Origin of the sequence: Lysinibacillus xylanilyticus (assembly GCF_001183605.1) — a bacterium.
Lineage (GTDB): Bacteria > Bacillota > Bacilli > Bacillales_A > Planococcaceae > Lysinibacillus > Lysinibacillus xylanilyticus.
Map to the genome: position 1 here is coordinate 77,917 of NZ_LFXJ01000005.1, position 13,779 is coordinate 91,695.

11 protein-coding genes are annotated in these 13,779 nt (G+C 36.8%); 2 read left to right on the top strand and 9 right to left on the bottom strand.

Features of this window, described 5'->3' with window-relative positions; all coding sequences use genetic code 11:
* Positions 1-163: 163 nt before the first annotated feature.
* Together ACZ11_RS03480 and ACZ11_RS03485 are read right to left on the bottom strand one after the other, a co-directional pair.
* Positions 164-1,426, bottom strand: a complete 1,263-nt coding sequence (locus ACZ11_RS03480; protein ID WP_049663822.1) for a dicarboxylate/amino acid:cation symporter — start codon at positions 1,424-1,426, stop codon at positions 164-166.
* Positions 1,427-1,714: 288 nt separating this feature from the next.
* Positions 1,715-2,764, bottom strand: coding sequence for a TRAP transporter substrate-binding protein (locus ACZ11_RS03485; RefSeq protein WP_049663824.1), 1,050 nt, complete (start codon positions 2,762-2,764; stop codon positions 1,715-1,717).
* 112 nt (positions 2,765-2,876) lie between these two features.
* On the opposite strand from ACZ11_RS03485, the gene ACZ11_RS03490 reads away from it, so the two are divergent.
* Positions 2,877-4,457: an ATP-binding protein gene (locus ACZ11_RS03490; RefSeq protein ID WP_049667020.1), complete on the top strand. Its 1,581-nt coding sequence runs from the start codon at positions 2,877-2,879 to the stop codon at positions 4,455-4,457.
* A gap of 241 nt (positions 4,458-4,698) precedes the next feature.
* The gene (locus tag ACZ11_RS03495; RefSeq protein ID WP_049663826.1) at positions 4,699-5,400 is read left to right on the top strand and encodes a response regulator; all 702 of its coding nucleotides are present in this window, start codon (positions 4,699-4,701) and stop codon (positions 5,398-5,400) included.
* 186 nt (positions 5,401-5,586) lie between these two features.
* Here the strand turns inward: ACZ11_RS03495 and ACZ11_RS03500 are convergent, their stop codons facing one another.
* The 7 genes from ACZ11_RS03500 to ACZ11_RS03525 all read right to left on the bottom strand — a co-directional run bounded on the left by ACZ11_RS03500 (position 5,587) and on the right by ACZ11_RS03525 (position 13,650).
* A complete protein-coding gene (locus ACZ11_RS03500; protein ID WP_049663829.1) occupies positions 5,587-6,555 on the bottom strand; it encodes a 4-hydroxy-3-methylbut-2-enyl diphosphate reductase in 969 nt (322 codons plus the stop codon).
* Between the two features lie 74 nt (positions 6,556-6,629).
* Positions 6,630-7,169 carry a VrrA/YqfQ family protein gene (gene vrrA / locus ACZ11_RS03505; protein WP_049663831.1) on the bottom strand — a complete coding sequence of 180 codons (540 nt, stop codon included), beginning with the start codon at positions 7,167-7,169 and terminating at the stop codon, positions 6,630-6,632.
* A gap of 419 nt (positions 7,170-7,588) precedes the next feature.
* Positions 7,589-7,768: a FeoB-associated Cys-rich membrane protein gene (locus ACZ11_RS24860; protein WP_082172654.1), complete on the bottom strand. Its 180-nt coding sequence runs from the start codon at positions 7,766-7,768 to the stop codon at positions 7,589-7,591.
* 10 nt (positions 7,769-7,778) lie between these two features.
* Positions 7,779-9,758 (bottom strand): ferrous iron transport protein B, encoded by a 1,980-nt coding sequence (feoB, locus tag ACZ11_RS03510; RefSeq protein WP_049663833.1) that lies wholly within the window; start codon positions 9,756-9,758, stop codon positions 7,779-7,781.
* Positions 9,755-9,982, bottom strand: coding sequence for a FeoA family protein (locus ACZ11_RS03515; RefSeq protein WP_049663835.1), 228 nt, complete (start codon positions 9,980-9,982; stop codon positions 9,755-9,757). Before ACZ11_RS03515 ends, feoB begins: the two co-directional genes overlap by 4 nt.
* Positions 9,983-10,113: 131 nt before the next feature.
* Entirely contained in the window at positions 10,114-10,818 is a 705-nt protein-coding gene (locus tag ACZ11_RS03520) for a response regulator transcription factor (protein ID WP_049663837.1), read from the bottom strand.
* 111 nt (positions 10,819-10,929) lie between these two features.
* Positions 10,930-13,650 (bottom strand): sensor histidine kinase, encoded by a 2,721-nt coding sequence (locus ACZ11_RS03525; protein ID WP_049663839.1) that lies wholly within the window; start codon positions 13,648-13,650, stop codon positions 10,930-10,932.
* Positions 13,651-13,779 lie beyond the last annotated feature (129 nt).

A 13,779-nucleotide genomic window follows, 5' to 3' on the forward strand; every position in this document is an offset into this window, starting at 1 on the left:
CTATACGGAAATGATTTACTTCAGGTTTCAACTTTAACAAAAATTTTGATAAACAGGTAAAGAGGTACATCCAAAGGGATCAATTATGTCGAGACATAATTAATCAATGAAAAAGGCTGATCGATAATGTGAAATTTTCACGATCAGTCAGCCTTTAATTTTATTATTGAGGTGTGACTTCTCCTGCAAGAGCACGTTTTTCCTGCTCTGGATCGAATTCTTTTTCCATTTTTGAAACGACAACTGTTGCTACACCATTACCAATTAAGTTGGTAACTGCACGAGCCTCTGACATAAAGCGGTCGACCCCGATTAAAAGGGCAATCCCTTCTACTGGAATCATTGGGAATGCTGCTAATGTTGCAGCGAGTGTAATAAAGCCTGAGCCTGTTACACCGGCCGCACCTTTAGATGTTAGCATTAAAATAGCAAGCAATGTAATTTGATGCCAAACATCTAAATCAACCCCATAAGCTTGTGCGATAAAAATAGCCGCCATAGATAAGTAAATGGACGTCCCATCTAAGTTAAAGGAGTACCCCGTTGGAATGACAAGACCAACGACTTGTTTAGAGCAACCATAGTTTTCTAATTTGCGCATCATCGAAGGTAGAGCAGATTCTGATGATGATGTCCCAATAACGATAAAAATTTCATCTTTAATATATTTAATAAACTTAAAGATACTGAATCCAAAGTAACGTGTAATAAGACCAATGATGACTACGATAAAGATAAACATTGTAATATAAACGGAAAGCATTAAAAATCCTAAGTTTCCTAGTGATTTAAGACCGAAGTTTCCGATTGTGTAGCTCATAGCGCCAAATGCACCAATCGGGGAAACCTTCATGACTATATTAACAATTTTAAAGAATATATCTGCTACTTGTTCGAAAAATTTAATAACTGGTTTAGCTGGTTCACCAATAGCAGCAGCAGCTATGCCGAATAAAACAGCTGAAAATAAAACAGGTAATAACTCTCCATTTGCAAGTGCTCCGACGACATTATCAGGTATAATTTGCATAATAAATGCACCAATACCATGCTCCGTAGCGGCAGCTGCCTCTGTATATTGGGAAACATCTGCACCGTTTGCAGCCTCTGTATTAAAGCCTTTACCGGGTTGTACAATATTGACAACGATTAAGCCGATTGCTAGTGCGAAAGTAGAGACAATTTCAAAATAGATTAATGCCTTCCCGCCAATTTTACCAACTTTTTTTACATCGCCCATACTACCAATTCCAATAACAACTGTTAAGAAAATGATAGGAGCTATTAACATCTTAATTAATTTTATAAAAATATCAGCTAATATTTTCAACTTCGCTCCGAACTCTGGGAACGTAGCACCTACAATAATACCTAGCACAATAGCAATCAGTACTTGTACAGTTAAATTTTTGAAATTTATACGCATAAAGTTCTCCCCTAACACTATTTATGAATATTATGTGAACGCTTTCATGAGGTTATCTTAGCTGAAATTTTCCGACAATAGTTTTTATGATCGTAAAGTTTCTATTGTTCATTTTGTTCATTTTCAGCTGGTAGATTGATAAAACTAGTGATAGCAAGGGTTTGCGGCTGTTTTATAGTAGTTTTGCAATTTTAGAATCTATTATAATACAAAAGAAAAAAATCCCCACGCTAGTGAGGATTTTATCATTAATGAACAGAAGCATTGATCCCGCAGTGTAGAAATACTTTAAGGGGAAACAATTTTTTCGATTTCTGATAAAACATCGTTTTCTTGTACATTGTTTCTATAAAAATCATAAACAGGTGCTAGTTTTTCTTTAAAGCGTTGGCGTTCCTTATTGCTCATCGTATAGATCTCAAAGTTATCCTGCTGCTTAAGTTTTTGCAAATCTTCTTCGTTCATTTCTACAGCTTGTTCAAATTGCCAGTCTGTTGTTTCTTTCATAGCCTCCATAATCTGTTTTTGGATTTCTGTAGGTAGAGATTTCCAAAACTTGTCGTTAATTAAAACGGCATATCCTAAAATGCCATGCTTAGATAATGTCATATGTTTCTGCACTTTATAGAAACCTTTAGAATATATATTGGATGCTGTATTTTCCTGAGCATCAATGGTATTCGATTCTAAATCAGTAAAAACCTCGCTAAAGGAGGTCGGGATTGGTGTAGCCCCAACAGCCTCGAATTGCTTTTCAAGGGTTTCACTTGGCATTGTCCGGATACGTAAGCCTTTTAAATCTTCAAATGTATGAATAGGTTGATCGACAGAGGTTAAATGTTTAAAGCCATTATGCCAAAAGCCCAGTCCTTTTATATGAAAAGGTTTAAGCTCACTTAACAATTGATCACCAATCGAACCTGTAAGTACTTCATGCACTTCATCATCCGTATTAAAAAGGTAAGGTAAATCAAGAACCTGCCAATTTAGTATATAGGATGTCATCTTTGAGAAAGTGGGGATAATCATTTCTACTTCTCCATTTTGCAAAGCCTGAAACTCGTTTTTATCATTAAACAAGGAGGAGTTTGGGTAGACGTGTACCTTCAACTTACCATTCGTTTTTTCCTCAACAAGCTCGGCGAATTTACTTGCCGCTTGTCCTTTTGGTGTATTCTCAGCTACAACATGACTTAAATGAATCGTAATTTGTGTATCTAAGCCAAGTTGCTCATCGTCATAGGGGAGAGGCTTAGCAAATAGTAAGCCTTGTTGAATACCAACTGCTAATGTTAACAATAAAACACTTACTATTGTTCCGATAATAAATTTTTTCATCAATTACACCCAATTTATTCGTATTTTCTGATGTTTTTGTTATTCTAACATATGGAGTAAGGTAAAATATAGTAGGAGGGAGGCGTACATCTTGAAATTTCAAAAATTATCGATGAAGAGAAAAATTATGTCTCTGACTTTTTTTATTCTCATGCTCTCCTTTAGTATAGGTGGTACATTTTTGCTAGGGTTTGTCATGAATGAACAAAAAGATAAGCTTGGAAACCAAGCTTTACTTGTAGCTAAAACTGTATCACAGCTTCCTGAACTAAAAACTTACATTGCAAACAATAATTTTAACGAGGCTACGAAACACATTAATCCTGTAGTGGAGGAAATACGTGATATAAATGGGGCGCAGTATATTGTTGTACTTGATATGCAAAGGCGCAAGTACTCACATCCAAATACAGAGGAGATCGGACAATTCTCGCAGTCAGGTGATCTAAACGCAGCGTTTTCTGAGCATTATTATACATCCATCGCACATGGTGAACATGGAGATATGGTAAGAGCATTCGTCCCGATTATGAGTAAAGAAGGTAGACAAATAGGAGTTGTAGTAGTAGGCTATAGTGTTTTAACTGTAGCAGAGTTACTACAATCTATTCAAACAGAATTAATGATTACTATTTTATTATCTCTTTTCTTTAGTGCATGGGGGGCTCATACATTAGGGCTTCATATGAAAAAGCAAATGTTTGGGCTAGAGCCCCATGAAATTGCTAAAATGTATGTAGAACGAACTGAAACCTTTAACGCGATGCATGAAGGGATTATTGCCATTGATAATGACTTGACAATCACAATATTTAATGAAAAAGCATGTGACATATTAGGTGTTCACGAGCAACCTTCAACATTAATAGGGAAGAAAATTTTTACTGTATTACCGGATACACGATTACCGGAAATTTTGGAGCTAGATCACCCCATTTTTAATCGTGAGCTCTATATTAATGATCACAGTATTATGAGTAATCGTATTCCTATACAAGTTAATGGAAAAACGGTTGGAGCTGTGGCGATGTTTAAGGATCGTACAGAAGTTAAAAAGCTTGCAGAGGAGTTAACAGGTGTTAAGGCATTTGTACAAGCATTACGCGTACAAACCCATGAACATAAAAATAAATTGCACACAATTGCTGGTCTTTTACAGCTTGGACATCATGACCAAGCACTTTCTTACTTAACGCAAGTAAAAGAAGAACATGATGAAATTACAAATTTTCTAAATGAACGAATTAAAAATGAAAATATTTCCGGGCTATTGCTTAGTAAAATCTCCTATGCAAAAGAACAGGGAATTCTACTAGAAATTGACAGGGAAAGCCGTTTGACAACCTTTCCTAACAATTTAGATCATCATGATTTCGTTATTTTATTCGGTAACTTAATAGAAAATGCTTTTGATGCATTAAGGGATGTACAAATGGAAGAGAAAATTATCCATGTTTCTGTTGACGAGGATGAGGATGTACTAGCAATTTTAGTAACGGATAATGGTATAGGCATGACAAATGAAGTAAAGGCTCATATTTTTGATAATGGATATTCAACAAAAGAGAATAAAGGTCGTGGCATTGGACTTTTTTTAATAAAAGAAATTGTACAAAAAGGACAGGGAGAAATCGAAGTCATAAGTGAACCGAATAAAGGAACAAGCTTTTTAATAACTTTTTACTATACTTAATAGGCTCATCATCTGATGATAATATTTGTTTTTTGATTGGAGTATAGACTGAACGACTCCTTAGGATTCATTTGACGTCCTTAAGAAAGCGCTTGGTTGTAATGGAGATCAACCCTATGAGTAATGTAATATGAATAGATGCGAAATATTCTATGGGAACAGCGTGGCGCTCTCTTAGATAGCTTTCTTAAGTAAATATTTGCACATATAGAGATAGAACAGAGTGTATGGAGGACTAACAGTGACACAAACAAAGGTTTTATTAATAGAAGACGATCCAATGGTGCGAGAGGTTAATCGCCAATTTATTGAAAAGATAGCTGGATTTGAAGTAATTGGACAAGCCTCAAATGGAGTTGAAGGGATTGCTCAAATTCAAAAACTTAAACCAGAATTAGTATTTATGGATATTTTCATGCCAGAGCAGGATGGAGTGACAAGCTTACGAAAAATTCGTGAACTCAAGTTACCTGTAGATGTAATTACGGTAACCGCTGCAAATGATATGAAAACTGTAAAACAAGTCCTGCATCTGGGCGTCTTTGATTATATTATGAAACCTTTTTCATTTGAACGAGTGCAAGGAACGCTTGAAAATTATTTGCGCTTCAAAAAGCAAATGCAAACGGAGCGTGGATTAACACAAGGAGAGCTTGATCAGTTATTCCATTATCATGATGGACATAATGAGGTTCAGCAATCCAATGTCATACGGTCAGAAAAAAGTTTACCTAAAGGTTTTAATCGCGCAACACTGGAGAAAGTTGTGCACTATTTACAATCTGTAGAAGGAGCATCGGCAGAAGAAGTAGCCAGTGGTGTAGGTATTGCGCGCGTAACAGCAAGAAGATACTTAGATTATTTAGAGAAGCAAGAGGAAATTACGATGGATGTACATTATGGTGGCATTGGTCGTCCGGTTAATTATTATTTCAGTAAATAAAAGGAAATCCTGATCGTCAAAATAGACAATCAGGATTTTTTACTACTTTAGATTTTTAAGTTGTGGATAACCAAAGTCATAGTTATCGTCTAGGCTAAAGCGCTACATCCTCGAGGTCGCTTCGATCCCTCGGGCAAAAGTGGTGGAGCGTTTACTTTTGCTTCGGGCTCTCCAGCGCATTTGTTCTTAGTAAGGCATAATTTTGTCTACAGGCTTTGGCGTTTTAATTTTAGGTAAAATTTTATCTAATGTAACTGTACGCTTAATGTTATGTGTTGATTCATCAATTTCATCGAATTGCTCAAGGAATGAAATAACCTCTTTGACAATTGGTGTTGGCGTAGAAGCACCTGCTGTAACAGCGACGGAATTAATTCCTTTTAACCATTCGATTTTTATCTCAGAAACGTCTGCAATTCGATAAGATGGTGTCCCTGCAATTTCAACGGACACCTGCGTTAAACGATTCGAGTTATTGGATTTTGGGTCACCAACAACAATAAGTAAATCTGTTTCCCCAGCTTGCTTAGCAACTGCCTCTTGACGTACCTGGGTTGCCAAACAAATCTCCTTATGCACTTCAATTCGTGGGAATTTCTCTTTTAAACTATCCATTAAATGAGCGACATCCCATTGACTCATCGTCGTTTGATTCGTTACTAGTAATTTATCATTCGTTAAATTTAATGCATCAATATCAGAGGATGATTGCACTAAATGCACATGATCAGGTGCAACCCCAATTGCTCCCTCTGGCTCGGGGTGGCCTTTTTTACCGATATATATAATATCATAGCCACTCGCTGATTTTTCACGAATTAAATCGTGAGTAACTGTTACGTCAGGACATGTAGCATCAATGGATACTAAGCCTTTTCGCTTCGCAATTTCACGAATTTCAGGTGAAACACCATGCGCTGTGAATATAACAGTGCCAGTTTCAACTTGTTCAATAATTTCTAAACGATTGTCGCCATCTAATGTGATGATGCCATCTGCTTCAAAGGCATCCGTGACATGTTTATTATGCACAATCATACCTAAAATGTAGATAGGTCTTGGTAATGTTTTATCGAGTGCGGCGTTTCGAGCGATGACCATCGCATCAACAACACCGTAGCAATAGCCACGTGGATTAATTTTTAATACTTGCATGGTTGTGACTCCTTTCAAGCTTACCTATCTACATTATAACGGACAGGGACGGCGAACACAAAGAAACCTTCATCTTACATAGGCGGCTGGAAAATACGCGGCTTAGATGGAAGTGGGTCAGCAGGAGTAAATGATCCACTTTGCCGAGACGATTTTCTACTTTTAGCAGAACTTGCTCCTTCGCTAGCCGCTGCTTCAGCTGCTACTGCTGCAGCCCCTGCGGCAGCTCCTGCAGCAGGAAGACCTTGAAATCCTTTATACAATTTTAAAAGTGACGGAATATTTTTTACCATTGGCATTGCTTGCTGAATGTAAGGAGTATATGTTTTCGCTGAGTTAAATAAGCTATTCGCCTGCTGCAAAAATGAACCGATTTTTGAAGGTTCCTGCATTGATGGCATTTGTCCTCCAAATGCTCCTATTCCACTGGCCATAGGAAAGCCACCGGGAATTCGTGGTTGATTTGGGAAGCCTCCGGGCTGGAAAAAGGACTGCGGTGACATCTGTGGAGGTGTTGGCATTTGCATCGGCATTTGCATTGGCATTTGCATCGGCATTTGCATGGGCATTCTCATGCCACCAGGATACATCGGGAACTGTGGTCTAAATACCATAACGATCTCCTTTCGATAGTGAATTAACATTGATGACATACCTGATTATAAATATGATATGCAGATGGGTAAGTTAGCGTTCGAACGCGCAATAAATAACTAGGGCGATTGTAAATGTATCTGTCTATATCCTGTAAGGTTTATTTCTTTAACTTCTTTCAGCAATTATTTTTGTTTATCTGCTCGAAAGTGTAGCGAAAGCAAAGCGACAGCGGCAAATGTTTTCTGTAGCGAAAGCAAAGCGACAGCTACAAATGTTTTCTGCGCGAAAGCGAAGCGACAGTGGCAATTATGCCGAGGGATAATTGATATACTTTAGCTTTAGAACACAGCGCTTCATGTCTAAAAGCACACAAAAAAGCGAGGTAGTCTCCAATGGAATTTTCCATTTAGATTACCTCGCTATATTTTCTACAAATTTATTTGTGGGAAATATCTTTCAGTTTAGAAGGGGGGACACAAACGTTAGAGGAACAACTTTTCTGTAATGAGCATGATGCGCATTTACCCTTCTTCTGTTTCTTAATGCTCTTATATAAGGTAATGCCAGCATAGCCAAATATAATGCTACCAATTAAGATATTAATCAATAAAGTCATTCTCTACACCTCACATGAATAAGTTCCCGATACCATAAATCATAAGTGCAATAATATAGGCTACAACAAATGGATATATTGTTGCAAATAAAGTCCATTTCACAGATTGTGTTTCCCTTTTTATTGCGCCAACTGTGGCTAAACAAGGCATATAAAGTAAAACAAAGGCCAAGAATGTATACGCGCTTAAAGCAGTAAAATGTGTTGTCATCGTTGAGGATAAGACACCTTCACTTACGCCATAAATAATCGCCATTGTCGAAACAATTACTTCTTTTGCCAGGAATCCAGCAATAAGAGATGCACCGGCTTGCCATGTTCCAAAGCCAAGTGGGATAAACAACACACCAAAAGCGCCCCCAATAATTGCTAAAAAGCTGTCATCCATATTGACGTTAGCGCCATGTGGTCCTAAATAAGAAAGAAGCCAAATAATAACGGAGCCAGCAAAGATGATAGTACCAGCTTTGCGGAAAAATCCTTTCCCTTTTTCCCAAGTAGAACGCCAAAGTGTTTTAAGTTGTGGTACATGATAGGCTGGTAACTCAACAAAAAATACAGAGGTTTCATTTTTTAAAATTGTCATTGATAATATTTTTGTTACAATAAGCGCTATCACTATACCCATTACATATAGGGAGAATACTACTAACGATTGATGTGCAGAAAAGAATGCTGCACCGAACAAAGCATATACAGGTAACCTTGCAGAGCAACTCATAAACGGCGCAACAAGAATTGTTAATAGACGTTCTCTTGGCTGTTCAATTGTTCTTGCAGCCATTACACCTGGAACATTACATCCGAAACTTACAATCATCGGAATAAAGGCTTTGCCGTTTAAACCGAAAAATTCCATAAGGCGATCCATCACAACAGCGATTCTCGCCATATACCCTGAATCTTCTAATAGAGAAATAAAGAAAAATAGTACAAAGATTTGCGGAATGAAAACTAAAACACCGCCAACACCTGCAATGATCCCGTCACATATTAAATGAACAATAAAAGGAGCTGCACCAATAGCTTCTAAGCCCTGAGTAACAGTATCTGTAAGAGGGCCACCTACAATGCCATCTAGGAAATCAGAAAGTGGGGTACCGATCCATGCAAATGTTGCTTGAAACATTAAAAACATTAGTGCTAAGAAAATCGGAACACCTAAAATTGGATGTGTTAGAATTTTATCAACTTTCTCTGACCATTGTGTTTCACTTTTCTCTTGTATAATTACTTCGCTGTAAATGTTAGAAATATATAAATCACGTTTTTTAGTAATAGCTTTATTTAATGGTTCACCAATTTTCTTTTCTAAAGCATCTCGCATTGCAGCTAGCTTTTCATAGTATTCCTTTTCTTTCAAATAAGCGTCAACGGCTTCATTTTCCATTAAAAATTGAATTGTGCACCATCTTCTTTGTTCTTCAGGAACATGCTGTAACAATGCTTCAATTTTTGAGATGCCTTCTTCAATTAAGTCATCATAGGTTAATGCAAAACGTTGTTGAGTACGATCGGAGGCTTGAATAGCAGCATAAATACCTTCGACACCTTTACCAGTACGAGCGCTTATTGGAATAACAGGTACTCCTAAAGAACTCTGCAATTTTTCGACATCAATCGAAATGCCTTTCTTTTTCGCTACGTCAATCATATTTAAACAGATGAAAACAGGCTTTCTAAGTTCAAGTATATCTACTGTTAATTGCATATTTCGTTCGAAGTTAGAGGCATCGATAATATTTAAAATTCCATCTACCTGATCTTCAAGTAAAAATGAAGTAACAACACTTTCATCTTTTGAAATAGGGTTAAGCGTATAGACACCAGGTAAATCAATTATTTCTTTTTGTAGTTTTTTTACTTGTCCTACTTTTTTTTCAACGGTTACACCACTCCAATTGCCAACGTATTCATATGAATTTGTCAACGTATTGAACAATGATGTTTTACCGATATTTGGGTTTCCTATTAAAGCTAATCTACTCATACTTGTTCGACCTTTATATCCATTAAATCTTTTTTTCTAAGCCCGATTTTCTGACCTTGACATTCTAATATGCAAGCTCCAGAAAACCATCCTTTTTGGACCATGCAAACTTGACAGCCTTCTTTTATTCCAAAAGCATTTAATCGTTTACATAAAAGAGAGTCAATTTGCTGTAGATCTTTTACTTTAACTTTTTCTCCCAATTGAACCGCGTGAAGGTTCATAAGATCTACCTACTTTCTTGTGAGTGATAATCATTATCAAAAAAATCTTATCATTTTTTATCTAGTGTATCAATAATAAGTTTACTGTTGAAAGTAATATTGGGATAGCAAAGTTAAAGTGAGATCAAACCTTATTCTTCATCGTGACAACGAAGCATCCTGTATCCAACACGGACATGTGTCTGGATTAACTTCGGGTTAGCTGGATTGTTCTCTACTTTCTTTCGAAGAGTAGCCATAAAAACCCTTAGACTTGGAACATCCGATTGAAGTGCGTTGTGCCAAACTTCCTTTAAAATAAAATTATGCGTTAAAACTTTGCCAACATGCTTTGATAAAATAACCAAGAGCTTATATTCAATAGGCGTCAAATGTACTTCTTTTTCATTTACAAACACTGTATTTGCCGCATAGTTTATTTGTAAATGACCATTTACAAAGACAGAAGGCTCATTTCCTTGCTGATGCTCAAACGACATTCTTCTTAAAGCTACTCGAATTCGGGCTAATAGCTCTTCAACACTGAAAGGCTTTGTAACATAATCGTCTGCACCGGCATCTAAAGCATTGATTTTATCGTGCTCTTCGCCGCGTGCACTAACTACGATAATAGGGGTTTGAGTCCAGCTTCTAATTTTCGATATAAGCTCTACACCGTCTATATCTGGTAGTCCTAAATCCAAAATAATAACGTCTGGATTCATGGCAAGAGCTTTTTGTAGAGCGCTATTACCATCTTTTGCAATGTCGTATTCATACTGTTGAGTTGCTAATGTCATTTTAATTAAATTGCCAATGGCTATATCGTCTTCTACTACTAGAATTCGTTTACTCATCAAATTTCATTACTCCTTTTTGGTTCATCACCAGCGTGAAGGGTTGATTTCCGCTAAGACCGGGAGTAGCCCAGTCTTAGCTTCAACCAACTCATATAGATGGCATACCTTTTAACAAATGTCATCCCCAACTTTTGATGATAAGGTTCCTTTTTTTAGTGCGAAATTAAAAACCGTTCCTTTTGGTTTATTATCTGAAACTGTTATTTCACTACCATGTAATTTTAAAATAGTTTGACATAGAGCTAAGCCTAATCCTAAACCTCTTCGACTATCGCTACGCTGTACTTTTCCGGTAGTAAATGGCTCAAAAAGGCTGGTTTTTATAGCATCATCTATACCGGGGCCATCATCAGAAATGGTAAAGTGCACGAAACATTCAGATTCTTTGACCGTTATAGTAATAGCACTACCTGATGGTGTATAGGTCAATGCATTATCAATAATATTAATTAGAACTTGAATAATCAGTCGCGCATCCATTTCAGCAAATAAAAATTCTGGTTCAATATGATAGGATATTTCATGTGTATTGTTTAGACGAACGACATGCGTTAGTGCCTCTTGAATAATATCTTCTACAAGTTCCAATTGCATCTCCATTGCAAATTGTCCATCTTCTAACTTAGACACAGCAAGTAAGTTTTCAACCATTTGCACAAGCCATTTTGAATTTTTATAAATATCCTCGTATATTCTGCTTTTTTCATCCTCTCGTATTTGAGATGCACTGGATAGTAATATATCTGCATTACCAGAAATAGCAGTTAGCGGTGTTCTTAAATCATGAGAAACTGCGCGCAAAAGGTTTGCTCGCATTTGTTCCATTTCAGCTTCTCTAGCTACTTCTGCATTGAGTTTTTGTAAATACCATTTATCAAGTGCGAATGAAAAATCATTAATAATGGCATGCAAAATATTACGCTCAAATGCAGGTAATGGTGATTGCTTTGATAGGGCAATACCGATAACGCCTTTAACATTCCCATTTGAAATAACCGGTAAATAGTAGGCATTCACTTCAGGAAATATATCAGTGGACACACCTGCTCCATGCTTATTACTGATAACCCAGCTTACTACACCATGCTCATTCGGATTCTCAAAAAAGGAAGCTATCTTATTATTTTCAATAGTAGATATGCTCTCGGCACGGAAAAAAATAGAGTTCACAATTAAATTATTTTCTATCTCAAAAAATTGTACTGGTTTTTCTACTAATTTAACGATTTGTGACATGCCTTCAGTAATAATTTCTTCTATTGACTTAGCATGTTGTAGCCTACGATTTGTATCAAGGAGAACCTCCATTCGATAAGATTTACGAACAGCTGCAATAGTTTGCTCCTTTATTTTTTTCGTTAAGCTACTAGTAATCAATCCGGAAAGGAACATGATCACAAAGGTCATCGGATAGTCGCGATGATAGGCGTTAAATGAAAATCGTGGTTCTGTAAAAAAATAATTAAAAAGCAGTACTGCTATGATGGAGCTAATAATGCTCATCATCCATCCTGATGACCAAATGGCAAGAATTAAGACACCTAAAATGTAGATAGTGATGATGTTCGAGTCACTGACACCAATTGTGTAAAAATATAGCCCAACAACTGATACTATGCCAAACACTATAGCCATTTTTAATAAGTCAAGCCATTCAAACGACAGTTTATTTTTTACAGTAGGGAAGTAGAATTGTTCATTTTCTTGATCTGGGACTATGTGTATGGCTAAATTCGGCACAAATTCGTTGAGTCGATCACTAATTTTTGTGTTTGGTCGCCACCATTTTTTTCTCATGCTAGTTCTACCAAGGACTAATTTAGTGACACCACTAATTTGTGCATAGTTGGCAAGGGCAGCAGCTACATCATCTTCCTGAACAATTACGACATGACCGCCAAGCTGTTCAACAAGTTTTATATGCTGCTGAAGTCGTTCAGAATTTGCATTATTTCTAGCATGTTCCTGTACGTTTTGAACGTAAAGAGCTGTAAATTTCCCATGTAATGCCTGTGCTAATCGTGCGGTAGTTCGAATAACCTTAGCATTCGTAGGAGAGCTACTAATACCAACAAGTAAATGCTCTTCGATTTGTACATGATGCTTAATAGATTCGTCGCTGTTTACCTGCTTATAATTAATCGTATCTGCAGCTCTCCGTAATGCAATCTCTCGAAGTGACACTAAATTTTGTTTGCGAAAAAAAGATTCTAACGCTTTTTCAGCTTGTTGTTTTACATAAATTTTGCCTTCTTGTAGGCGCTGGATTAACTCATCTGGTTCAATATCGACAATTTTTATTTGTGCGGCTTGATCAATTAAATAATCTGGAATACGCTCCCGTACTTTTATCCCGGTTATTTCTTCTACTATATCGTGTAGGCTTTCAATATGTTGAATATTTACGGTTGTATAGACATGAATACCTTTTGCAAGTAATTCCTCTACATCTCCAAAACGTTTCTTGTGACGCATTGTCGGAACATTGGTATGTGCCAATTCATCAATAATGACAATTTCCGGTTTGCGCTTTAGTACTTCATCAATATCTAATTCCTGAAAAGGTTTCCCTTTATAAATTATTTTTTTTGTAGGGATTTGCTCAAGTCCCTCTAGTAAAGCTAACGTATCTGGTCGAGGATGTGGTTCTACATAGCCCACTACCACATCTTTACCAAGTTTTTGTGCTTGATGTGCTGCATCTAGCATTGCATAAGTTTTTCCTACTCCAGCAGCATAACCAAGAAAGATCTTTAGCTTCCCTATAAATGGTTCTTCCTGCTGAAGCCTCGCTAAAAACGTCTCTGGAGTTGGACGTGTATTTTCCATCCTCTTTCACCTCATTTGTATTATAGCGCTATCTTCCATTAAGAAAGTATTAAGATTTTCCCTCTTTATAGTTTCTTAATAGGAAAAGCGATTTCCTAACACTACTTTAATTTGAAAGTCAGTATGATG